The organism is Streptomyces sp. NPDC056527 (genome assembly GCF_042794475.1).
Taxonomy (GTDB): Bacteria; Actinomycetota; Actinomycetes; order Streptomycetales; family Streptomycetaceae; genus Streptomyces.
This window is the reverse complement of sequence record NZ_JBHTTQ010000013.1, coordinates 84564-106643: the sequence shown is the minus strand read 5'-3', so window position 1 is coordinate 106643 and position 22080 is coordinate 84564. Positions and strand designations below refer to the sequence as shown.

Annotated in this window: 25 protein-coding genes; 18 read left to right on the top strand and 7 right to left on the bottom strand. The window is 70.7% G+C overall.

Annotated elements, in window-relative coordinates; all coding sequences use genetic code 11:
• Positions 1-13 precede the first annotated feature (13 nt).
• From ACFQ7Q_RS10325 to ACFQ7Q_RS10315, 3 genes are all read left to right on the top strand, one after another.
• Positions 14-961: a heme o synthase gene (locus ACFQ7Q_RS10325; protein ID WP_383552030.1), complete on the top strand. Its 948-nt coding sequence runs from the start codon at positions 14-16 to the stop codon at positions 959-961.
• Between the two features lie 93 nt (positions 962-1054).
• Positions 1055-1387, top strand: a complete 333-nt coding sequence (locus ACFQ7Q_RS10320) for a hypothetical protein (protein ID WP_383552028.1) — start codon at positions 1055-1057, stop codon at positions 1385-1387.
• Positions 1388-1456: 69 nt separating this feature from the next.
• Positions 1457-2536 carry an amidohydrolase family protein gene (locus ACFQ7Q_RS10315; RefSeq protein WP_383552026.1) on the top strand — a complete coding sequence of 360 codons (1080 nt, stop codon included), beginning with the start codon at positions 1457-1459 and terminating at the stop codon, positions 2534-2536.
• Between the two features lie 46 nt (positions 2537-2582).
• On the opposite strand, the gene ACFQ7Q_RS10310 is transcribed toward ACFQ7Q_RS10315, so the two are convergent.
• The 3 genes from ACFQ7Q_RS10310 to ACFQ7Q_RS10300 form a co-directional block, all read right to left on the bottom strand.
• Positions 2583-3542, bottom strand: a complete 960-nt coding sequence (locus ACFQ7Q_RS10310) for a heme A synthase (protein ID WP_383552024.1) — start codon at positions 3540-3542, stop codon at positions 2583-2585.
• An 84-nt stretch (positions 3543-3626) separates the two neighbouring features.
• A complete protein-coding gene (locus ACFQ7Q_RS10305; RefSeq protein WP_383552022.1) occupies positions 3627-4394 on the bottom strand; it encodes an ABC transporter permease in 768 nt (255 codons plus the stop codon).
• Between the two features lie 88 nt (positions 4395-4482).
• Positions 4483-5409, bottom strand: coding sequence for an ABC transporter ATP-binding protein (locus ACFQ7Q_RS10300; protein ID WP_383552020.1), 927 nt, complete (start codon positions 5407-5409; stop codon positions 4483-4485).
• Between the two features lie 180 nt (positions 5410-5589).
• Here ACFQ7Q_RS10300 and ACFQ7Q_RS10295 point away from each other — a divergent pair, with 180 nt between their 5' ends.
• From ACFQ7Q_RS10295 to ACFQ7Q_RS10255, 9 genes are all read left to right on the top strand, one after another.
• Positions 5590-6318, top strand: coding sequence for a helix-turn-helix transcriptional regulator (locus ACFQ7Q_RS10295; protein WP_383552018.1), 729 nt, complete (start codon positions 5590-5592; stop codon positions 6316-6318).
• On the top strand, positions 6315-7730 hold the full coding sequence (sufB, locus tag ACFQ7Q_RS10290; protein ID WP_383552016.1) for a Fe-S cluster assembly protein SufB: 1416 nt from the start codon (positions 6315-6317) through the stop codon (positions 7728-7730). The genes ACFQ7Q_RS10295 and sufB overlap by 4 nt, the downstream gene beginning before the upstream one ends.
• Positions 7731-7955: 225 nt before the next feature.
• A complete protein-coding gene (gene sufD / locus ACFQ7Q_RS10285; RefSeq protein WP_383552014.1) occupies positions 7956-9137 on the top strand; it encodes a Fe-S cluster assembly protein SufD in 1182 nt (393 codons plus the stop codon).
• Positions 9137-9454, top strand: a complete 318-nt coding sequence (locus tag ACFQ7Q_RS10280) for a bifunctional 3-phenylpropionate/cinnamic acid dioxygenase ferredoxin subunit (protein ID WP_329121971.1) — start codon at positions 9137-9139, stop codon at positions 9452-9454. Before sufD ends, ACFQ7Q_RS10280 begins: the two co-directional genes overlap by 1 nt.
• A 7-nt stretch (positions 9455-9461) precedes the next feature.
• Complete coding sequence (gene sufC / locus ACFQ7Q_RS10275; protein ID WP_383552011.1) at positions 9462-10226, top strand: Fe-S cluster assembly ATPase SufC; 765 nt, start codon at positions 9462-9464, stop codon at positions 10224-10226.
• Positions 10223-11491 carry a cysteine desulfurase gene (locus ACFQ7Q_RS10270; protein WP_329121975.1) on the top strand — a complete coding sequence of 423 codons (1269 nt, stop codon included), beginning with the start codon at positions 10223-10225 and terminating at the stop codon, positions 11489-11491. The genes sufC and ACFQ7Q_RS10270 overlap by 4 nt, the downstream gene beginning before the upstream one ends.
• Before the next feature lie 8 nt (positions 11492-11499).
• A complete protein-coding gene (gene sufU, locus ACFQ7Q_RS10265) occupies positions 11500-11961 on the top strand; it encodes a Fe-S cluster assembly sulfur transfer protein SufU (RefSeq protein ID WP_017238621.1) in 462 nt (153 codons plus the stop codon).
• Positions 11958-12296, top strand: coding sequence for a metal-sulfur cluster assembly factor (locus ACFQ7Q_RS10260; RefSeq protein ID WP_362367104.1), 339 nt, complete (start codon positions 11958-11960; stop codon positions 12294-12296). The genes sufU and ACFQ7Q_RS10260 overlap by 4 nt, the downstream gene beginning before the upstream one ends.
• A gap of 48 nt (positions 12297-12344) precedes the next feature.
• On the top strand, positions 12345-12710 hold the full coding sequence (locus tag ACFQ7Q_RS10255) for a VOC family protein (protein ID WP_383552008.1): 366 nt from the start codon (positions 12345-12347) through the stop codon (positions 12708-12710).
• On the opposite strand, the gene ACFQ7Q_RS10250 is transcribed toward ACFQ7Q_RS10255, so the two are convergent.
• Positions 12700-13764: an oxidoreductase gene (locus ACFQ7Q_RS10250; protein WP_383552006.1), complete on the bottom strand. Its 1065-nt coding sequence runs from the start codon at positions 13762-13764 to the stop codon at positions 12700-12702. The two genes, ACFQ7Q_RS10255 and ACFQ7Q_RS10250, sit on opposite strands and share 11 nt — an antisense overlap.
• 63 nt (positions 13765-13827) lie before the next feature.
• Here ACFQ7Q_RS10250 and ACFQ7Q_RS10245 point away from each other — a divergent pair, with 63 nt between their 5' ends.
• The 4 genes from ACFQ7Q_RS10245 to ACFQ7Q_RS10230 all read left to right on the top strand — a co-directional run bounded on the left by ACFQ7Q_RS10245 (position 13828) and on the right by ACFQ7Q_RS10230 (position 16172).
• Positions 13828-14148 carry a DMT family transporter gene (locus ACFQ7Q_RS10245; RefSeq protein ID WP_383552004.1) on the top strand — a complete coding sequence of 107 codons (321 nt, stop codon included), beginning with the start codon at positions 13828-13830 and terminating at the stop codon, positions 14146-14148.
• Positions 14148-14741: a TetR/AcrR family transcriptional regulator gene (locus tag ACFQ7Q_RS10240; protein ID WP_383552002.1), complete on the top strand. Its 594-nt coding sequence runs from the start codon at positions 14148-14150 to the stop codon at positions 14739-14741. Before ACFQ7Q_RS10245 ends, ACFQ7Q_RS10240 begins: the two co-directional genes overlap by 1 nt.
• A gap of 152 nt (positions 14742-14893) precedes the next feature.
• Entirely contained in the window at positions 14894-15877 is a 984-nt protein-coding gene (gene dapD, locus ACFQ7Q_RS10235) for a 2,3,4,5-tetrahydropyridine-2,6-dicarboxylate N-succinyltransferase (protein WP_352186255.1), read from the top strand.
• Between the two features lie 76 nt (positions 15878-15953).
• Positions 15954-16172 (top strand): hypothetical protein, encoded by a 219-nt coding sequence (locus ACFQ7Q_RS10230; protein ID WP_383552000.1) that lies wholly within the window; start codon positions 15954-15956, stop codon positions 16170-16172.
• On the opposite strand, the gene dapA is transcribed toward ACFQ7Q_RS10230, so the two are convergent.
• Complete coding sequence (gene dapA, locus ACFQ7Q_RS10225; protein WP_383551998.1) at positions 16157-17035, bottom strand: 4-hydroxy-tetrahydrodipicolinate synthase; 879 nt, start codon at positions 17033-17035, stop codon at positions 16157-16159. The two genes, ACFQ7Q_RS10230 and dapA, sit on opposite strands and share 16 nt — an antisense overlap.
• A 131-nt stretch (positions 17036-17166) precedes the next feature.
• Here dapA and ACFQ7Q_RS10220 point away from each other — a divergent pair, with 131 nt between their 5' ends.
• Entirely contained in the window at positions 17167-17907 is a 741-nt protein-coding gene (locus tag ACFQ7Q_RS10220) for an SDR family NAD(P)-dependent oxidoreductase (RefSeq protein WP_383551996.1), read from the top strand.
• Here ACFQ7Q_RS10220 and ACFQ7Q_RS10215 read toward each other — a convergent pair.
• Both ACFQ7Q_RS10215 and ACFQ7Q_RS10210 read right to left on the bottom strand, forming a co-directional pair.
• Positions 17904-18347 (bottom strand): GNAT family N-acetyltransferase, encoded by a 444-nt coding sequence (locus ACFQ7Q_RS10215; RefSeq protein WP_383551994.1) that lies wholly within the window; start codon positions 18345-18347, stop codon positions 17904-17906. The genes ACFQ7Q_RS10220 and ACFQ7Q_RS10215 overlap by 4 nt on opposite strands.
• A gap of 104 nt (positions 18348-18451) precedes the next feature.
• Positions 18452-20296, bottom strand: coding sequence for an endonuclease/exonuclease/phosphatase family protein (locus ACFQ7Q_RS10210; RefSeq protein WP_383551992.1), 1845 nt, complete (start codon positions 20294-20296; stop codon positions 18452-18454).
• 207 nt (positions 20297-20503) lie between these two features.
• On the opposite strand from ACFQ7Q_RS10210, the gene ACFQ7Q_RS10205 reads away from it, so the two are divergent.
• The gene (locus ACFQ7Q_RS10205) at positions 20504-21955 is read left to right on the top strand and encodes a hypothetical protein (RefSeq protein WP_383551990.1); all 1452 of its coding nucleotides are present in this window, start codon (positions 20504-20506) and stop codon (positions 21953-21955) included.
• Positions 21956-22080 lie beyond the last annotated feature (125 nt).

The following is a 22080-nucleotide window of genomic DNA, read 5'->3' as shown; positions in this document are numbered from 1 at the left end:
GTCAGGGGTGTGCGTGACGGCCGTCGAGTCCCGACCCGCAGGGGTCGTCTTGACTCCCAGCCCGGGGGGCCATCGGCCGTTCGGGGCCCGCGTCAAGGCATACGTGGCGCTGACGAAGCCGCGGATCATCGAGCTTCTGCTCATCACCACCGTTCCGGTGATGTTCCTCGCCGAGCAGGGCGTGCCGAACATGTGGCTGGTACTCGCCACCTGCTTCGGCGGCTATCTGTCGGCGGGCGGCGCGAACGCGCTGAACATGTACATCGACCGCGACATCGACGCCCTGATGGACCGCACGTCCCAGCGCCCGCTGGTCACCGGAGTGCTCACCCCGCGTGAGGGCCTGGTCTTCGGCCTCACCCTCGCCGTGGTCTCCACGCTCTGGTTCGGCTTCCTGGTCAACTGGCTGTCCGCCGCGCTCTCGCTCGGCGCGCTCCTCTTCTACGTCGTGGTCTACACGATGATCCTCAAGAGGCGGACCGCGCAGAACATCGTCTGGGGCGGCATCGCCGGCTGTCTGCCCGTGCTGATCGGCTGGTCGGCCGTCACCAACTCGATGTCCTGGGCCGCGATCATCCTCTTCATGGTCATCTTCTTCTGGACGCCGCCGCACTACTGGCCGCTGTCGATGAAGGTGAAGGACGACTACGCCCGCGCGGGCGTCCCCATGCTGCCGGTCCTCGCCTCCAACAAGGTCGTCGCCAAGCAGATCGTCGCGTACAGCTGGGTGATGGTCGCCGTCTCCCTGCTGCTGACCCCGCTCGGCTACACCGGCTGGTTCTACACCGCCGTGGCGCTGCTCACCGGCGGCTGGTGGCTCTGGGAGGCGCATGCGCTGCTCAACCGCGCGAAGAACGGCGCGACCGGCGCGAAGCTCAAGGAGATGCGCCTCTTCCACTGGTCGATCACCTATGTCTCGCTGCTCTTCGTGGCGGTCGCGGTCGACCCCTTCCTGAGGTAGCTCCTCGGACTCCGATCAACGGCCGGGATACGTGGGCAAGACCACGTACCCCGGCCGTCGCCAGTCGATCTACCTGTCAGTAGCATCCTTGGCATGGCAGACACCAAGCAGGCGGACACCAAGGCGGAGCGCAAGGCGGCCAAGCTCGCCAAGCAGATCCAGGCGTTCTCCAAGAAGCACGGCGGCGCCGAGGGGCAGCTCGCCTACATCGGTCAGATGGGCACCCGTATCGTCCTCGTCGGCGAGGACGGCGGCTGGGGCGACCTGGTGGCCCCGACGTTCCCCGTCGCCCAGCAGGCCGCGGAGAAGGCCGGGCTGACCCTCCACGACGAGTTCGACGGCGAGTTCGCCGCCAAGGTCGTGACCGGCCCGTACGAGTGGACCCGGATGGCCGGTATCCAGATCGGCGGCCCGTCGAACGGCTGAGGCAACAACCTCGGGTGGGGCTCACCCGTTAGGACGGGTGGAAGCACGTCCACGCAGGGAGCCCCCCGAATGATCGAGACCCCGAGCCTGGTGGACCAGTACTGCCACGGGGTGCTCCGCAAGGAGCTCGGCCTCGGCACCTTTGAGGCACACCTCGGCAGAACAGGCGGGCCGCCCGCGCCCGGCACCACCTTCTTCGACACCCAGACCGGCTTCGCGGTGCGCCGCTGGTGCCCGCCGCTGCTCGGCCTGGAACCGCACTGCCCACCGGCCCGCTATCTCGCCCGCCGCAGGGAACTGGGCGTCCTGGAGTCGGGGCGCAGGCTGCTCCGGGCCTCCGGGATCTCCACCTACCTGGTGGACACGGGACTGCCCGGCGACCTGACGGGCCCCGCCGAGATCGCGTCCGCCGGGGCCGCCGACGCCCACGAGATCGTCCGTCTGGAGCTGCTCGCCGAGCAGGTCGCCGACACCTCGGGGACGGTCGAGGGGCTCCTGGCCAACCTCTCGGAGGCCGTCCACGGCGCCGCCGCGACCGCCGTCGCCTTCACCTCCGTGGCGGGGGTGTCCCGGGGGCTCGCCTACGCGCCCGAACCACCGGGCCCCGGCGAGGTGCGCGGGGCCGCCGACCGCTGGCTGGCCGGGCGGGCGGCCGGCGGCCGGCTCACCGACCCCGTCCTGCTGCGCCATCTCCTGTGGATCGCCGTCGCCTCAGGGCGGCCGCTCCAGCTGCACGTGGGGACCGAGGACCCGGACGGACTGGCCGGCTTCGCCGCCTCCACCAGCGGGCTCGGCGTCGACCTGGTGCTCCTGCACGGCTACCCGTACCACCGGCAGACGGCCCAGCTGACCGCTGTCTTCCCGCATGTGTACGCCGACCTCGGCTCCGTCCTCGGCAGGACCGGCGCCCGGGCCGCGGCCGTCCTCGCCGAACTCCTGGAGCTGGCCCCCTTCGGCAAGCTGCTCTTCTCCAGCGGAGCCCACGCGCTGCCCGAGCTGCACGTCGTCGCGGCCAGCGTCTTCCGCGGCGCGCTCGGCCGTGTGCTGGGCGAATGGGTGGGCGACGGCGCCTGGTCCCTCAACGACGCGCAGCGCGTCGCCACGATGATCGCGGCGGGCAATGCGCGGCGGGTCTACGAGCTCATCTGAGCGCGTACCCGATTTCGGATATCGCGCGGATTCGTTCCGCGCGGCCCTACGCCGTGGCCAGCGCGGAGTCGGCCTGGGCCGGGATCTCCGGGCCGGCCACGGGGCGCTCGCGCAGGCTCAGGGCGAGGCGCAGGACCGCGATCCACATCAGCGCGGAGCCGAGCATGTGCGCCCCGACCAGAAGCTCGGGGACCCCGGTGAAGTACTGGACGTACCCGATCCCGCCCTGTGCGAGCAGCACGATCAGCAGGTCGCGGGCGCGGGCCCGGGTGTCGTCGGGAGCGTCCACGACCCGCAGCACCAGCCACATGGCGAGCGCCAGCGCGCAGACGACCCACGCGGCGATGGCGTGGAGGTGGGCGGCGGCGGTCCAGTCCCACGGCATCCGCGGGACGTCGCTGCTGTCACCGGCATGCTTGCCCGAACCGGTCACCCCGGTACCGAGGACGATCAGCAGCACCGAGGCGGTGACGATGGCCCAGGACAGCTTGCGGACCGGGCCGGGGACGCGCGGCCGGGGCGTCGTGTCGCCCTCGCGGGCGCGCTGCCAGGTGATCACGGCGACGGTGAGGAGCGCGTTGGCGGCGATGAAGTGGCCGGCGACCGTCCACGGGTTCAGGCCCATCCACACGGTGATGCCGCCCAGGACCGCGTTGCTCGCGACGATCCAGAACTGCAGCCAGCCGAGCCGGGTCAGCCCGCGGCGCCACGGCTTGGTGGACCGCGCGGCGATGATGGCCCAGCCGACCGCTGCCGACAGGACGTACGTCAGCATCCGGTTGCCGAACTCGATCGCCCCGCGATAGCCCTGCTCGGGCGTCACGATGAGGCTGTCGTCCGTGCACTTGGGCCACGTGTCGCAGCCGAGGCCGGAGCCGGTCAGCCGGACCGCGCCTCCCGTGACGATGATGAGGACGCTCATCACGACGGCGGAGAGCGCGGCGCGCCGGAGGGTCCGGGGGGACGGGGTCCAGCGCTTGGCGATGAGGGCGAGGGGGGTCAACACGCGCCCTATCGTAGGACGGGGCTTGTGCACGCTTTCACGAGGGGTGCGTTACGGGTGAAGTCACCCCGGAACGTCACCCTTCCGCTACTCCCAGCGGAAGAACCTCGCCGCCGCCCCGAGCCCGAGGACCGCCCACACGGCGAGCGTGAGCGCCTGTCCCCACGGCATTCCGGCGCCGCCCTGGAGCACGTCCCGCAGCCCGTCCGAGAGCGCCGAGATCGGCAGCAGATCCAGGACGCCGCGGGCCGCGTCCGGGAACTTGTCGAGGGGCACGATCACCCCGCCGCCGACCAGGAGCAGCAGGAAGACCAGGTTCGCGGCCGCCAGCGTCGCCTCCGCCCGCAGCGTGCCGGCCATGAGCAGGCCGAGGCCCGAGAAGGCGGCCGTGCCGAGGACGAGCAGCAGCAGGACGGAGAACGGATCGCCCTGGGGCGACCAGCCGAGCCCCAGCGCGATCGCCGTCAGGAGCGCGACCTGGAGCACCTCGGTGACCAGGACGGAGAGCGTCTTGGCGGTCATCAGCGCCCAGCGGGGCAGCGGTGACGCGCCGAGCCGCTTGAGCACCCCGTAGCGGCGCTCGAAGCCGGTCGCGATGGCCTGGCCGGTGAAGGCGGTGGACATCACGGCGAGCGCGAGGACGCCGGGGGCGAGGAAGTCGACGGCCTTGTCCGTGCCCGTGTCGATGATGTCGACGGTGGAGAAGAGCACGAGAAGCAGCGACGGGATGATCACCGTCAGGAGCAGCTGCTCGCCGTTGCGCAGCAGCATCTTCGTCTCCAGGACGGTCTGCGCCGCGATCATCCGGCCGACGGGCGCGGCTCCCGGCTTCGGGGTGTACGTACCGGCGCTCATGACCGCAGCTCCTTGCCCGTCAGCTCCAGGCTGTGCCTGCCCGGGGGGCGACCCCCGGACCCCCGGCTGATCTTGGTGTCGACGTGCATCATGACCGCAGCTCCTTGCCCGTCAGCTCCAGGAAGACGTCTTCGAGGGTGTGGCGCTCCACCGAGATGCCGGACGGCATCACGCCGTGCTGGGCGCACCAGCTGGTGACCGTGGCGAGCAGTTGCGGGCCCACCTCGCCGCTGATCCGGTACGCGCCGGGGGTGAGTTCCGCGGCCGCCGTGCCGTCCGGCAGGGCCTTGAGCAGCGACCCGAGGTCGAGCCCGGGGCGGCCGGTGAAGCGCAGGGTGTTCTCGGCGCCGCCGCGGCAGAGCTGATCGGGGCTGCCCTGGGCGGCGACCCGGCCGCCGTCGATGATGGCGACGTCGTCCGCGAGCTCCTCGGCCTCGTTCATGAAGTGCGTGGTGAGCACGACGGTGGCGCCGTCGGCGCGCAGCTCGCGGACGAGGTCCCAGGTGGCGTGGCGGGCCTGCGGATCGAGTCCGGCGGTCGGCTCGTCGAGGAAGACCAGCTCGGGGCGGCCGACGACGGCCATGGCGAGCGCGAGGCGCTGCTGCTGGCCGCCGGAGAGCCGGCGGTAGGCGGTCCGGCCGCAGGAGCCGAGCCCGAGGCGCTCGATCACCGCGTCCACGTCCAGCGGGTGGGCATGGAGCTTCGCCATGTGGCGGAGCATCTCGTCGGCGCGTGCGCCGGAGTAGACGCCACCCGATTGGAGCATCACGCCGATCCGGGGACGCAGCAGGCCCGCGTCGGTGACCGGGTCGAGGCCGAGAACCCGGACGGTGCCCGCGTCGGCCTTCCGATAGCCCTCGCAGGTCTCGATCGTGGTGGTCTTCCCGGCCCCGTTGGGGCCGAGGACGGCGGTCACGGTGCCGGCCCGGACGTCGAGGTCGAGGCCGTCGACGGCGGTCTTCGTCCCGTACCGCTTGACCAGGCCGCGGACCTGGACGACGGACTCGTTTCGCATGGCGGGAAGTCTAGAGAGGTCGCCGGGGTGCATCCGGCGCGGGGCCCGAATCCAGCCCGTATTCGTCCTACGAATGATCATTTTCGCAGGTCAGGTAAGCCTTACCTGAGTGATGCACGGCACCGTCGTCCGCGCGGGCGGCGCTTGTCACTCTCGAAGGAATTACGCAACAATGGCGTTGTGAAAAACGTCGACGAGGCTCCCGTGGAGGAACTCGCGACCGGTGAGCGCTCCACACGCAACCGGGTCGCGCGGTCCATCCTGGACCACGGGCCGTCGACGGTCTCCGACCTCGCGCAGCGCCTCCGCCTCACCCAGGCGGCCGTGCGCCGCCATCTCGACTCCCTCGTCGCCGACAATGTCGTCGAGGCCCGCGAGAAGCGCGTGTACGGAGCCCGCACCCGCGGCCGCCCCGCCAAGGTCTTCGCGCTCACCGACTGCGGCCGGGACGCCTTCGACCAGTCGTACGACTCGCTGGCCGTCGACGCCCTGCGCTGGATCGAGAAGAACGCCGGTGGAGAGGCCGCCGTGGCGGCGTTCGCCCGCGACCGTCTCGAGCACCAGGCCGAGGCGTACCGCGAGGCCGTCGAGTCGGCGGACCCCGAGCAGCGCACCGAGGCGCTTGCCAAGGCGCTGAGCGCGGACGGGTACGCTGCCACTGCGCGGAACGCGCCGGTCGGCGAGCAGCTCTGCCAGCACCACTGCCCGGTCGCCCATGTCGCCGAGCAGTACCCCCAGCTGTGCGAGGCGGAGACGGAGATCTTCTCCCGCCTCTTGGGAACGCACGTCCAGCGTCTCGCCACCATCGCGCATGGTGACGGCGTCTGCACGACGTTCATCCCGCACAGCGCCCCACAGACCACCCCATCAGAAGCATCCGCAAGCACGGCCGGGAGGAACCCCGCATGACCACCGAGATCAGCCACCCCGAGCTCGAGGGCCTGGGTCGGTACGAGTACGGCTGGGCCGACTCCGACGCCGCCGGTGCCACCGCGAAGCGCGGTCTGAACGAGGACGTCGTCCGCGACATCTCCGCGAAGAAGAACGAGCCCGAGTGGATGCTGAAGCTGCGGCTCAAGGGTCTGCGCCTCTTCGACAAGAAGCCCATGCCGAGCTGGGGCTCCGACCTGTCGGGCATCGACTTCGACAACATCAAGTACTTCGTCCGGTCCACCGAGAAGCAGGCCGAGTCCTGGGAGGACCTGCCGGAGGACATCAAGAACACGTACGACAAGCTCGGCATCCCCGAGGCGGAGAAGCAGCGCCTCGTCGCCGGTGTCGCGGCCCAGTACGAGTCCGAGGTCGTCTACCACCAGATCCGTGAGGACCTGGAGGAGCAGGGCGTCGTCTTCGTCGACACCGACACCGCGCTGAAGGAGCACGAGGAGCTCTTCCGCGAGTACTTCGGCACGGTCATCCCGGTCGGCGACAACAAGTTCGCCTCGCTGAACACGGCCGTCTGGTCCGGCGGATCGTTCATCTACGTGCCGAAGGGCGTGCACGTCGAGATCCCGCTGCAGGCCTACTTCCGTATCAACACGGAGAACATGGGCCAGTTCGAGCGGACGCTGATCGTCGTCGACGAGGACGCCTACGTCCACTACGTCGAGGGCTGCACCGCCCCGATCTACTCCTCCGACTCGCTGCACTCCGCGGTCGTCGAGATCATCGTGAAGAAGGGCGGCCGCTGCCGCTACACGACGATCCAGAACTGGTCGAACAACGTCTACAACCTGGTCACCAAGCGCGCCGTGGCCTACGAGGGCGCGACCATGGAGTGGGTCGACGGCAACATCGGCTCCAAGGTCACCATGAAGTACCCGGCCGTCTACCTGATGGGCGAGCACGCCAAGGGCGAGACCCTGTCCATCGCCTTCGCGGGCGAGGGCCAGCACCAGGACGCCGGCGCCAAGATGGTCCACATGGCCCCGAACACCTCCTCCAACATCGTCTCCAAGTCGGTGGCGCGAGGCGGCGGCCGCACCTCCTACCGCGGTCTCATCGAGATCGGCGAGGGTGCCCCGGGCGCCAAGTCGAACGTGCTCTGCGACGCGCTGCTCGTCGACACGATCTCCCGCTCGGACACGTACCCCTACGTGGACGTCCGCGAGGACGACGTCTCCATGGGCCACGAGGCCACCGTCTCCAAGGTCTCCGAGGACCAGCTCTTCTACCTGATGAGCCGCGGTCTGACCGAGTTCGAGGCGATGGCGATGATCGTGCGCGGCTTCGTCGAGCCCATCGCCAAGGAGCTGCCGATGGAGTACGCCCTCGAGCTCAACCGGCTGATCGAGCTGCAGATGGAAGGCGCGGTGGGCTAAGGCGCCCCGCGGACCGGCCGGGCGCGTCCCGGCCGGATCGGCCCCGTCCGGACGACCCGTCCGGACACGGACCGGCAAACGACGACCCCCGGGCTCAGCCGCTGAGCCCCGCGAGCACGCCGCTGGGCGGCGCGGCCGCGGACGGTGCCCCAGGCGCCGCCGCCACCGGCCGCCCGGCACAGGCGGGCAAGCACGACGAGGCAGGAAGAGAGCAAGACGACAGCCATGGCTGAGGCTCAGAACATCCCGGCGGGCTCCACCACCGCCGGCTCGATCGCGGTGGCCGCCGAGTCCACCGTCGCCACGCGCATGAGCGCGCCCCCGTCCTTCGACGTCGCGGACTTCCCCGTCCCGCACGGTCGCGAGGAGGAGTGGCGGTTCACGCCGCTGGAGCGGCTGCGCGGTCTGCACGACGGCACCGCGATCGCGTCCGGCGAGGGCGTCAAGGTCGAGATCGAGGCCCCCGAGGGCGTCACCGTGGAGACCGTCGGCCGTGACGACGCGCGGCTCGGCAAGGCCGGCACGCCCGTCGACCGTGTCGCCGCCCAGGCGTACACCTCCTTCGAGAAGGCCTCGGTCGTCACCGTCGCCAAGGAGGCCGTCCTCAGCGAGCCGATCCGGATCGCCGTGCACGGCGAGGGCGGCGTCGCCTTCGGACACCAGGTGATCGAGCTCGGCGCGTTCGCCGAGGCCGTCGTGGTCATCGACCACACCGGCGACGCGGTGCTCGCCGCCAACGTCGACTACCTCCTCGGCGACGGCGCCAAGCTCACCGTCGTCTCCGTCCAGGACTGGGACGAGAAGGCCGTCCACGTCGCCCAGCACAACGCGCTGGTCGGCCGTGACGCCTCCTTCAAGTCCGTCGTGGTCACCTTCGGCGGCGACGTCGTCCGTATCCACCCGCGCGTGCAGTACGCGGCCCCGGGCGGCGAGGCCGAGCTCTTCGGTCTGTACTTCACCGACGCCGGCCAGCACCAGGAGCACCGCCTCCTGGTCGACCACAACACGCCGCACTGCAAGTCCAACGTGGCCTACAAGGGCGCGCTGCAGGGCCAGGACGCCCACGCCGTCTGGATCGGTGACGTCCTCATCCAGGCCGCCGCAGAGGGCACCGACACGTACGAGCTCAACCGGAACCTGGTCCTGACGGACGGCGCCCGCGTCGACTCCGTGCCGAACCTGGAGATCGAGACCGGCGAGATCGCCGGCGCCGGTCACGCCTCGGCCACCGGTCGCTTCGACGACGAGCAGCTCTTCTACCTGATGTCCCGCGGCATCCCGGAGACCGAGGCCCGCCGCCTCGTCGTCCGCGGCTTCTTCGCCGAGCTGGTCCAGCAGATCGGTCTGCCGGACGTCCAGGAGCGCCTCATCACCAAGATCGAGGCCGAGCTGGAGGCGTCCGTCTGATGGCCTTCGTCCGAGTCTGCGCGCTGAGCGAGCTGGAGACCGACACCCCGAAGCGGGTCGAGGTCGACGGCACGCCGGTGTCGGTCGTGCACACCGAGGGCGAGGTGTTCGCGATCAACGACATCTGCTCGCACGCCAACGTCTCCCTCTCGGAGGGCGAGGTCGAGGACTGCTCCATCGAGTGCTGGCTGCACGGCTCCAGCTTCGACCTCCGCACCGGCAAGCCGTCCGGCCTTCCCGCGACGCGCCCCGTCCCCGTATACCCCGTAAAGATCGAAGGGGACGATGTGCTCGTCTCCGTCACCCAGGAGTCCTGAGTCACCCATGGCAACGCTTGAAATCCGCGACCTGCACGTCTCCGTCGAGGCCGAGAACGGCCCCCGTGAGATCCTCAAGGGCGTCGACCTGACCGTGAAGCAGGGCGAGACCCACGCCATCATGGGCCCCAACGGCTCCGGCAAGTCGACCCTGGCGTACTCCCTCGCCGGCCACCCGAAGTACACGATCACCGGTGGCAGCGTGACCCTGGACGGCGAGGACGTCCTGGAGATGTCGGTCGACGAGCGCGCCCGCGCCGGTGTCTTCCTGGCCATGCAGTACCCGGTCGAGGTCCCCGGTGTCTCGGTCTCCAACTTCCTGCGCACCTCCGCCACCGCCGTCCGCGGCGAGGCCCCCAAGCTGCGTACCTGGGTGAAGGAGGTCAAGGAGGCCATGGAGAAGCTCCAGATGGACCCGGCCTTCGCCGAGCGCAACGTCAACGAGGGCTTCTCCGGCGGTGAGAAGAAGCGCCACGAGATCCTGCAGCTGGAGCTTCTGAAGCCGAAGATCGCGATCCTCGACGAGACCGACTCCGGCCTCGACGTCGACGCGCTCCGCATCGTCTCCGAGGGCGTCAACCGGGTCCGTGAGTCCGGCGAGGTCGGCACCCTGCTCATCACCCACTACACGCGCATCCTGCGCTACATCAAGCCCGACTTCGTGCACGTGTTCGCGAACGGCCGCATCGCCGAGTCCGGCGGCGCCGAGCTCGCCGACCAGCTGGAGGCCGAGGGCTACGACAAGTACGTGAAGGGTGGCGCATCCGCGTGACATCTGCCCATCAGGGGCTCTCCGGCCTCCTCGACACCGAGGCGATCCGCAAGGACTTCCCGCTCCTGGATCGCGTGGTCCACGACGGCAAGAAGATCGTGTACCTGGACTCCGCGGCGACCTCGCAGAAGCCGCGCCAGGTGCTCGACGCGCTCAACACCTACTACGAGCGCCACAACGCCAATGTCCACCGCGGCGTCTACACGGTCGCCGAGGAGGCGACGGCGCTGTACGAGGGCGCCCGTGACAAGGTCGCGGCCTTCATCAACGCGCCGAGCCGCGACGAGGTGATCTTCACCAAGAACGCCTCCGAGTCGCTCAACCTCGTGGCCAACATGCTGGGCTGGGCCGACGAGCCCTACCGCGTGGACCACGAGACCGAGATCGCCATCACGGAGATGGAGCACCACTCCAACATCGTGCCGTGGCAGCTGCTCTCGCAGCGCACCGGCGCGAAGCTGAAGTGGTTCGGCCTCACCGACGACGGTCGTCTCGACCTCTCGAACATCGAAGAGGTCATCACCGAGAAGACCAAGATCGTCTCGTTCACGCTGGTCTCGAACCTGCTGGGCACGATCAACCCGGTCGAGACGATCATCCGGCGTGCGCAGGAGGTCGGTGCGCTGGTCTGCATCGACGCCTCGCAGGCGGCCCCGCACATGGTTCTCGACGTGCAGGCGCTGCAGGCCGACTTCGTGGCCTTCACCGGCCACAAGATGGTCGGCCCGACCGGCATCGGCGTGCTGTGGGGACGGCAGGAGCTCCTGGAGGACCTGCCTCCGTTCCTCGGCGGCGGCGAGATGATCGAGACCGTCTCGATGCACTCGTCGACGTACGCGCCGGCTCCGCACAAGTTCGAGGCGGGTACGCCCCCGATCGCCCAGGCCGTCGGCCTCGGCGCGGCCGTGGACTACCTGTCGGCGATCGGCATGGAGAACATCGCGCGCCACGAGCACGCGATCACCGAGTACGCCGTCCGTCGCCTCCAGGAGGTTCCGGACCTGCGGATCATCGGCCCCACCACGGCCGAGGACCGCGGCGCGGCGATCTCCTTCGTGCTCGGCGACATCCACCCGCACGACGTGGGCCAGGTTCTCGACGAGCAGGGCATCGCGGTCCGTGTCGGCCACCACTGCGCGCGGCCGGTCTGCCTGCGGTACGGAATTCCTGCGACCACGCGGGCGTCGTTCTATCTGTACTCCACCCCGGCCGAGGTCGACGCCCTGGTCGAGGGTCTGGAGCACGTACGGAACTTCTTCGGCTAGGGGATCTCGTGAAGCTCGATTCGATGTACCAGGACGTCATCCTGGACCATTACAAGCACCCGCACGGGCGCGGTCTTCGGGACGGCGACGCCGAGGTGCACCACGTGAACCCGACGTGCGGCGACGAGATCACGCTCCGGGTGAAGTACGACGGCTCGCGCATCGAGGACGTCTCGTACGAGGGTCAGGGCTGCTCGATCAGCCAGGCTTCGGCCTCGGTCCTGAACGAGCTGCTCGTCGGCAAGGAGCTGGCCGAGGCGCAGAAGATCCAGGGCACGTTCCTGGAGCTGATGCAGTCCAAGGGCCAGATCGAGCCGGACGACGCGATGGAGGAGATCCTGGAGGACGCGGTCGCGTTCGCGGGTGTCTCCAAGTACCCGGCCCGGGTGAAGTGCGCGCTGCTCAGCTGGATGGCGTGGAAGGACGCGACGGCCCAGGCTCTGGGTGACGCGGAGAGGAAGTCGGCATGACCGAGAACGCCGAGGCCACGATGAAGCCGGCCTCCGAAGAAGAGATCCGCGAGGCGCTGTACGACGTCGTCGACCCCGAGCTGGGCATCGACGTGGTCAACCTCGGCCTGATCTACGGCATCCACATCGACGACACCAACGTCGTCACGCTGGACATGACCCTGACGTCGGCGGCCTGTCCGCTGACCGATGTGATCGAGGACCAGGCGAAGGCCGCCACCGACGGCATCGCCAGCGAGCTGAAGATCAACTGGGTCTGGATGCCGCCGTGGGGTCCGGACAAGATCACGGACGACGGTCGCGAGCAGCTGCGCGCTCTCGGTTTCAACGTCTGACCGTTTCGCGCTTTCGAACGGCCATGCCTGCCAGGCAGACTGGCGGGCATGGCCGTTCGCATGTATCAGCTCGCCGTCGACGCCCACGACCTGCCGGCCCAGGCCCGGTTCTGGTCGCGGGTGCTGGACTGGAAGATCCTCTTCGAGGCCGAGGACGAGATCGTCATCGGTGCCGACGCCTCCGCCCTGCCGGGGATGTGCTTCCTTCCCGTCCCCGAGTCCAAGACCGTCAAGAACCGGCTGCACATCGATCTGACGCCCGACGACCAGGACGCCGAGGTCGAGAGGATCCTGGCCCTCGGGGCCCGGCGGATCGACGTGGGTCAGGGCGAGGACGCGACCTGGGTCACGCTCGCCGACCCCGAGGGGAACGAGTTCTGCGTGCTGCGTCCGAAGCGGTCTCTCACCGACTGAACGGAGGCGCCTCGGCCGCCGCCTCGACGAGGGCCGGGGCGAGGTTCTCCTTGCGGATGCGCTGGTCGACGTAGACGAGGCCGGTGACCAGGGGCGGGAAGACCGAGCAGACGGCCTGCGCCACCATCGAGCCGAGGACGGCGAACACCGCGAGCGGTACGAAGGCCAGCATCACCTCGCTCGCGGACTCGGTGCCGGACGGTTCCGTGAACGAGGCCGGGAGCGAGATCAGCACGCTGAGGACCTGCTGGATCAGCCAGTTCGCCATCGCGGCCATGAGGCCCGCGACCAGCAGCGCGCCGAAGACCCGCCACCACGAGCCGCTGACCAGCCGGCTGGAGCGGCGCATCGAGGCCGTCGCGCCCTGCCCCTCGAACACGGCCGCCGGCGCCGCCAGGCTGAACTTCACCCAGAGCCACGCGGCGAGCGGGGCGGTCAGCAGGGTGGCCAGCATGGCGCCCCCGAACGACAGGAACACCCAAGCCACCGGGCCCGACCCTTCGAGGGCCACCATCAGACCGGCGAACGCCGCCACGAACACGATGAGCGGGACCGGTACGGTCAGCAGCATCGTCAGGAAGACCGTGCCCACGACCGCGGGCATCCGCGACCAGGCACGGCGCCAGACCGCGCCGAAGGTCGTCCGGCGGCCGAGGACGGCCTCCTGGAGGACCACGGGGCATGCCGCGTAGACGACGGCGCTCGCGAGCAGCATCCCGACCATGGCGATCAGCCACACACAGCCGAAGGCGATGAGCAGCGGCCGGCCGTCCTCCCAGCTGGGCTCCTGCCCGCGGGGCAGATCGAAGACTCCGGGCAGATGGTCGGAGACCAGGGCGTACGCGATGCCGAGGGCCGCGGCGGCCAGCAGCGTCGCCCCGCCGAACGCGGCCGCGGCGACTCCGAACAGCTGCTTCCAGTAGCGGCCGATGGTGGTGAAGGCGCCGGTCAGGAGCTGGCTGAGACCCAGCGGCGCCAGGGGTATCACGCCGGGCTGCGGCGGAGGTGGCGGGGGAGCGTAGCCGTAGCCGTACGGCCCCGAGGGATGCGTCATGCGGGACACCGTATCGGCAGGCGTTGTGTACGGCCGTACATATCGTTGTGTACGCTTGTACGCATGGGATACGGACTGCTGGCGGGGGCCATCACCGCGGAGATCGTGGCCACGATCTCCATGAAGTACAGCGAGGGCTTCTCGAAGACCTGGCCGTCGATCGTCACGGCCACCGGCTATGTGATCGCCTTCGCGTTGCTCGCTCAGGCGCTCAAGACCCTCCAGGTCGGCACGGCGTACGCGATCTGGTCCGGCGTGGGCACCGCGGCGGTCGCCGTCATCGGCATCCTCTTCATGAACGAGACCTTCAGCGTCGCCAAGGTCGCCGGGGTGCTCCTGATCATCGCGGGGGTCCTCGTGCTCAACATGGGCGGAGCGCACTGATGGCCCGCCCCCGCCGCCACGACCCCGAGCGGCGGCAGCGGATCGTCGACGCCGCGCTGCGCGTGGTGGGCACCCGGGGCATCGAGGGGCTGAGCCACCGGACGGTCGCCGCGGAGGCCGACGTCCCGCTCGGCTCCACGACGTACCACTTCGCCTCCCTCGACGAACTGCTCGTCGCCGCGCTCCGCCAGGCCAACGAGGGGTTCGGGCGGGAGCTGCGCGAGAGCGGCGCGCTCGCCGACCCCGGGACCGATCTCGCGGCCGAGCTCGCCCGGCACATGGGGGAGTGGATCGCGGGCGAGCGGACCGGGGTGGAGCTGGAGTACGAGCTCTACCTCGCCGCCCTGCGCCGACCCGCGCTGCGACCGGTCGCGGCGGAGTGGACGGACGCCGTCGCCGAGGTCCTCTCCCGGCGCACGGACCCGGTCACCGCCCGGGCCCTGGTCGCCCTCATGGACGGCATCTGCCTCCAGGTCCTGCTGACCGGCACGGAGTACGACGAGGGGTACGCCCGCGAGATGCTGTCGCGCGTCCTCGCGGTACGACCCGAACCGGGCGCCGCGCCCGGCGGCGAAGCCCGGGGAGTCGGCTGACGGCGAGGCCCGGGGTGCGCCGGACGGTCTCCGACCCGGCCCGGGCGATCCGACGAGCGCCCCGGCGTGGCGGTTGTCGCTTCCGCCAGGCGGCTCGACCGACACCTGAGACCGGTTGGCCCGGGCGGGGCCCCGACCGTTAGGTTTTCCGCATGACCACTGCTCCTCGCACCACCGGCGCCGTCGCCGCCGGCCTCGCCACCATCGCCGGTGACGGCACCGTTCTCGACACCTGGTTCCCCGCCCCCGAGCTGACCGACGCGCCCGGGCCCGCCGGAACCGAGCGGCTCACCCCCGACGCCGCCGTCAACGCGCTCGGTGAGGGCGCGGCCAAGGCCCTCGGCGTGGACGCCCGTCGTGGCGTCGAGGTGGTCGCCGTCCGCACCGTCATCTCCTCGCTCGACGACAAGCCGCTCGACGCCCACGACGCGTACCTGCGCCTGCACCTGCTGAGCCACCGGCTGGTCAAGCCGCACGGCCAGAGCCTCGACGGCGTCTTCGGCCTGCTGGCCAACGTCGCGTGGACCTCGCTCGGCCCGGTGGCCGTCGACGACATCGAGAAGGTGCGCCTCAACGCGCGCGCCGAGGGCCTGCACCTCCAGGTGACCTCGATCGACAAGTTCCCGCGGATGACCGACTACGTCGTCCCCGCCGGCGTCCGCATCGCCGACGCCGACCGCGTCCGGCTCGGCGCGCACCTCGCCGCCGGTACGACCGTCATGCACGAGGGCTTCGTCAACTTCAACGCCGGCACGCTGGGCACCTCGATGGTCGAGGGCCGCATCTCCGCGGGCGTCGTCGTCGGCGACGGCTCCGACATCGGCGGCGGCGCCTCCACCATGGGCACCCTCTCGGGCGGTGGCAACGTCATCATCTCCATCGGCGAGCGCTGCCTGATCGGTGCCGAGGCGGGCGTCGGCATCGCGCTCGGCGACGAGTGCGTCGTCGAGGCCGGTCTGTACGTCACCGCCGGCACCCGCGTCACGATGCCCGACGGCGAGATCGTCAAGGCCCGCGACCTCTCCGGGGGCGACAACATCCTCTTCCGCCGCAACTCGGTGACCGGAGCCGTCGAGGCCCGCCCGAACAACGCGGTGTGGGGCGGGCTCAACGAGATCCTCCACAGCCACAACTGAGCCGTGACCTGCTCGTGTGACTCTCCGTTAACGGTACGACGTTGAGTCACACGAGCAGACAAGGCGAGGAGTCGACATGAGGACGAGGCCCACCATCGTCGGAGCGCTGACCGTGGCGGCGGTGCTCCTTCCGGCCACGGCCGCCTCCGCGGACGAGACGCACACCCGGACCCACAACGGTCCGTACGTCTCGAACGGACCCAGCCTCACCCTCCACACCGGTCAGATCGACGACCCGCTGGAGGACGTCCTGGAGCACGCCGCGCTCTTCGGTACGACCTACGTGTTCGACTGAACCAGATCCTCGTACGCCGCCCGCAGCCCGTCGACCGTCTCCAGGTCGGCGGGCTGCAGCGGTTCCCGGACGAAGTCGCCGAGGAGCGCCTTCGCGGTCACCGTGCCCGGCAGGCCGGAGGCCATCATCAGCTCCGAGAGCGGCATGGTCAGCGCGTTGAGCCGGGTGGCCCCGGCCGTGTCCCCCGCGTCGAAGGCGTCGAGGACGGCGCGCATCTGACGCGGCGCCACGTTGGCCACCGTGCTGACGAAGCCGGCGCCGCCCACCGCGTACAGCGGGAGGTTCAGCTCCTCGGAGCCGGAGTAGTACGCCAGCGAGGTGCGGGCGATCACCTTGGTGGAGCCGAGCAGGTCGTAGGAGCAGTCCTTGACCGCGACGATCCTCGGGTGCGCGGCGAGCCGCAGCATCGTCTCGGGCTCGATCCGGGTGCCGGTGCGGCCGGGGATGTCGTACAGCATCACCGGCAGACCGGTCGCGTCCGCGACCTTGCGGAAGTGCGCCTCGACGGCGTCCTGCGGGGGCCGGCTGTAGTACGGGGTGACGACCAGCAGCCCGTCCGCGCCCGCCTTCTCGGCCTGGCGTGCCAGCTCGACCGTGTGCCGGGTGTCGGAGGTGCCGACGCCCGCGAGGACCGAGGGGCCGGGGCCGACGGCCTCGCGTACGGCCTCGATCAGGGCCGCCTTCTCGGCGTCGGTGGTGGTCGGGGACTCGCCGGTGGTGCCGTTGAGGACGAGACCGTCGCAGCCCTCGGACACCAGATGGGCGGCGTGCTCGCGGGCGACGTCGAGATCCAGCTCGCCGGAGGCGGTGAAGGGCGTGATCATCGCGCAGAGGGCCCGGCCGAAGGGGCGTTCAGTGCTCATCGGGAAAGTCTGTGGGGCGCAATGCTGAAGGTCCACTTAGTTCTTCTTGGGGTGAGGGGTAAGCATCCCTGAAGCATGGGGGCTCTGGCATGATCTCTCTGCGCGACAGGAGGACATGGAGAGAGAACCGCATGAGCGAACAACGTGTCGCCCTGGTCACCGGCTCGTCCTCGGGCATCGGCGCCGCAGTCGCCCGCCGCCTCGCCGCCGCGGGCATCCGGGTCGTCGTCAACTCCGCGCGGTCCGTGGAGGCGGGCAAGGCCCTCGCCGCCGAACTGCCGGACGCCGTCTACGTCCAGGCCGACGTCTCCGACGAGGCCCAGGCGACGGCCCTCGTCGCCGCGGCGGTGGAGGCGTACGGGCGCCTGGACATCCTGGTCAACTGCGCGGGCACCACGCGGTTCATCCCGCACGACGACCTCGACGCGGCCTCGCCCGACGTCTGGCGGCACCTCTACGACGTCAACGTCATCGGCGTCTGGCAGACCATCACCGCCGCCGTCCCGCACCTGCGGGCGCACGGCGCGGGCAGCGTCGTGACGATCTCCTCGCAGGCCGGTGTCCGCCCCGGCGGCAGCTCCATCCCGTACGCGGTCTCCAAGGCGGCCGTCAACCACATGACGAAGCTGCTGGCCAAGACCCTCGGCCCGGAGGTCCGGGTCAACGCGGTCGCACCGGGCTTCATCGACACCCCCTGGTTCGACGGGGTCGAGGGCGCGGACGAGGCCAAGGCCCATGTGGCGGGGGCGGTACCGCTCCGCAGGGTGGGACGCCCCGAGGACATCGCCGGGGCCGTCTTCGACCTCACCCACGCCTCGTACATCACGGGCGAGGTCCTGCTCGTCGACGGCGGAGGGCACCTGCTCGGCTAGAGCACGAGCTTGAACCCGTCGTGGCTGCGCGCGAAGCCCAGCGAGGCGTAGAAACGGTGGGCATCGGTCCGCTGCTTGTCGCTGGTCAGCCGGACGAGCGCGCAGCCGCGTGCGCGCGCACGCTCCACCGCCCGCGCCATCAGCTCCCGGCCGAGCCCACCGCCACGCCGGTCCGCCCGGACCCGCACGGCTTCGATCAGGGCCCGCTCGGCCCCGCCCTTGCCGAGACCGGGGATGTACGTCGCCTGCAGACACCCCACGACCAGCTCCCCGTCGACCAGCACCAGCATCTCGTTGCGCGGATCGCCCTCGATGTCCGCGAAGGCCCGCTCGTACGCCGGTGTGACGACGACCGATCCGGGGTCCACGACCTTCTCCTCGTCGGCGAGGAGCGCGAGGACGGCGGGCAGTTCGGCGCGGGTGGCGGGGCGAAGGATCACGCGGCGGAGTCTCCCACGGGCCGCCGGGCCGCTGTCGACGGAGGGGCCGACCACGACGGCGCACGCCCGCGCCGGGTCTCGGCGCGGGCGTGCGGCGTGCGGTGCTACGGGCGGAAGCGCAGCACCTGCGGGTCGTGGTCGCTGTTCTGGTCCGCGAACTCCGCGTTGATGTGGACGCTGTCGTACTCGAAGTGACGGATCCCCGGGCTGGTCAGGATCTGGTCGAGAACCTGGCTGTTGCCCTGGAAGACGTACGAGTAGCGCTCGCTGCGCGGCAGCGACTTCACGGCCGGGTAGAGCGCCCCGCCGTCCGTCAGTGCCTTCGTCGTCTCCGAGAACTCGAAGTCGTTGATGTCGCCGAGGACGACGACATCGGCGTTCTTCTCGATGGCGAGGACGTCCTTGACGAAGGCGTTGACGGCCTGCGCCTGGAGGAGCCGCTTGGCCTCGGAGGAACGGTTCGGCGGCTGGCGGTGCGCGACCAGCGACTCGTCACCGCCCTTGGAGCCGAAGTGGTTGGCGATCACGAAGACCGTGCGGCCACGGAAGGTGAACTCGCCCGCCAGCGGCTTGCGGCTGTTCTCCCAGGCGGTGTTCGCCGGGTCGATACGGCCGGGGGAGCGGGTCAGCGCGGCGCGGTCCTTGTCGGCGCGGACCACGTCCGTCGCGGTCGCCGCGTCGCCGCCCGCGCGGTCGGTGAAGGAGACCCGCTCCGGGTTGAAGAGGAAGGCCTGACGGATGTTTCCGCCGGGCTCGCCGCCGTCCTTGTTGTTCTCCGGGTCGACCGAGCGCCACTCGTACGCCGGACCGCCCGCGGCCACGATCGCGTCCGTGAACTTCTTCAGCGTCTGGTCGGCCGCGACCGTGCCGTCGTTCTTGGCGCCGTTGTTGTCCTGGATCTCCTCCAGGGCCAGGATGTCGGGCGAGGCGAGGTTCTCCACCACGGCCGCGGCCAGCGCGTCGAACTTCTCCTGCGGGTCGGACGGGTCGAGGTTCTCGACGTTGTACGTCGCGACCGCCAGCTCGTTCTTGTGCTGCTTCTCCGTGATCTCGCGCTCCAGGCCGCGGTCGACGACCGTGCCCAGGGTGCGCGCGGTCAGCGTGTAGCCGCCGAACTGGTTGAAGTCCAGCGGGCCCTCGGTCGTGCCGGAGAGCACGTCGCCGACGTTCGCCTTGGGGAAGGGCTGCTGGGCGATCGGCGTCAGCGACTGGATCTGGAGCCGGCCGGTGTTCTGCGAGGTGTACGAGCCGTAGACCGTACCGCCGCGCCAGTTGGGGTTCTCCCAGGGCTTCACCGTGACCCACAGCTCGGAGTACGGGTCGGTGGCGCCCACGACGCGCGAGGCGCCTACGCGGACGTTGGTGCCCTCCAGGGACTCGTAGTAGTCCAGGGCGTACCGCTTGGGCTCCAGAGTGAGGCCGTTGACGGAGCCGCCGGCCGCCGGGTCGCCCTCGGGGGCGTACGCGGAGGGCACGGACCAGGCCGAGATCGTCACGGGGGCCGGGACGGGGTTGCCCGTCGAGACCACGGTGACGGTGGGCTTGGAGAGCTGCGTCAGCGACTGGTTGCCGGAGTTCAGGCCGCCGGGGACGTACTCGCCGACCGTACCGTTCACGCTGACCGCGTCGCCGACGGCGACGGTCGGGACGGAGCTCGTGAAGACGAAGAGACCCTCGCTGGTGGCCGGGTTGTCGTCGGCCTGCGGGTCCTGGATCCAGAAGCCGCGCGAACCGTAGGTCCGGACGCCGGTCACGATGCCCGTGACGCCGGTGACCTGCTGGCCGACGAGGGGCGAGACCCGGGTGGTGCCCTGGATGTCGTGGACGCGGACGGCGGCTGTGTCCGCGGTGGTCTCCGCCGAGGCGGAGGAGCCCGCGAGGAGTCCGGCCGCGAGCGCGGCCGTTACGACGGCGGCCACAGCCGCGGATCTCGGTATGGAGGAAGGCATCAAGGAACTCCGGAGATGCTTGGAGAAACGGTCGAATTATCTACGCGCGTCAATCTCTTGGCTGAGCGGTGGACTTGTCAAGGGTCGACGGGTGTACGAAGGCTGACGGCTCCGTGAACCGGCGGCCCGCCCGGGAAATACGTCTACCCTGAAGGCCGTTCGCCAGCACCGTCGACCCCGACGCGCCCTTCGAGGAGAAGACCCCAGATGGCACCGGACCGTCCCACCCTGCCCCCCGTTCAGCTGCACTCGGACGCGGAGCTGGCACGGGCCGCCCTGGCCGCCCCCCTCCTGGCCCGGGCCGCGCGCCTCGCCCGCTGGGCGGGTCCGGAGACCCTGGTCGGCGCGGGCGGGGAACTCGTCGACGAGCAACTGCCGTCCGCCGCCGAGGTGCTGGGGCTGGAAGCGGACGAGGACGGCGCCGCGTACGCGAGCGAGGCGTGGCGGCTGGCCGTCGACACGGGACTCGTGGACGTCGAGGACGGCGACGACGACACCCCCGGCACCGTGAGCACCGGAGCGAACCTCGCCGTCCTCACCGGCGGTGCGCCGCTCGACATCCTGGGGATCTGGCTCGACGGTCTGGACGTGGTGTTCGCCGACGCCACCGCGCCCGTGCTCGACGACCTGGCGGAGGTCATCGGCGAGGACGGCGAGATCGACTTCGAGCTCCTCGACTGGAACCCGGAGGAGGAGGCGGAGTTCCTGGAGGGCGTGCTCGGCAATCTGTACCTGCTGACGGTCGGCGAGGGCGGACCGGGCGAGGGCGCGGTGCCGCTGCCGGCGCTCGCCGCGTCGATGATCGTCCCGGAGGACATGGGCGAGCCCACCGACGACGTACTGGAGCAGGTCTCCGAGGCGATGATGCGTCTCGACGACCAGTTCCGGCTGCTCGAGCCGATCGGGCTCGTCGAGTACCAGCCCGTCGACGAGGCGCTGATGGTCGAGGAGGGCGAGGAGCCCGCCCCGCAGATCGACGAGGCCGACGACGAGGACGTCACCCGGTACGGGATGGTCAGGCTGACCCCGCTCGGGCTCTACGGCGTACGGGCCCGGATGCTGGAGGCGGGCGTGGACGCGCCGGCCGTCGGCGAACTGGCCGACAAGGGTGCGGACGTGCTCCTCGACGGACTGGCCGTGTACCCCGAGGCCGCGGCGCGCGCCGAGACGGTGGGCTGGCTGGCCGGCCGGGACGAGGTGACCGCCGCACGCGAGCTGCTCGGCGCGGCGCGCGGCGTGGACGCCGCTTCGCCGCTGCGCCGCCTCCACTGCCAGCAGGCGCTCTCGCTGGTGGGCGTCGCGGCGGAGCCCGCGGTACGCGAGGTGCTGGACGACGCGGAGCTGGGCGGGCTCGCCCGGGTGTGGCTGGCGGAGCGCGGCGCGACGGACATCCCGGCGCCGCCGGAGTCGATGATCTTCTGGCTGGCGATCGACACGATCGCGGCGCAGCTGGACGCGGAAGGCGACCTGGAGGAGCTCCGGGACCTGATCGAGGGCCTGACGGGCCGGCACAGCGGCTTCTTCGACGCGGCGTGGCGGGTCGAGCACCCGGCGACGGCCGAGGTCCTGGAGGCGATGGGCCGTCTGCACCGCGACAAGAGCGCGGCGAAGGAGGCCCGCAAGGCGGCGTTCAAGGCGAGGTCGCGGGCGGGCGGCTGACCCAGGGGAGCGCGGCCCGTCGCCCGGGGGCGGTCGGCTACGCCCTGGGCGCGGTCCGGGTCTTCCCCGGCCCCGCCCGCCCCGACACCCTCACGGGTCGGGGGGCCTGGAGCCAGTGAGCGTCG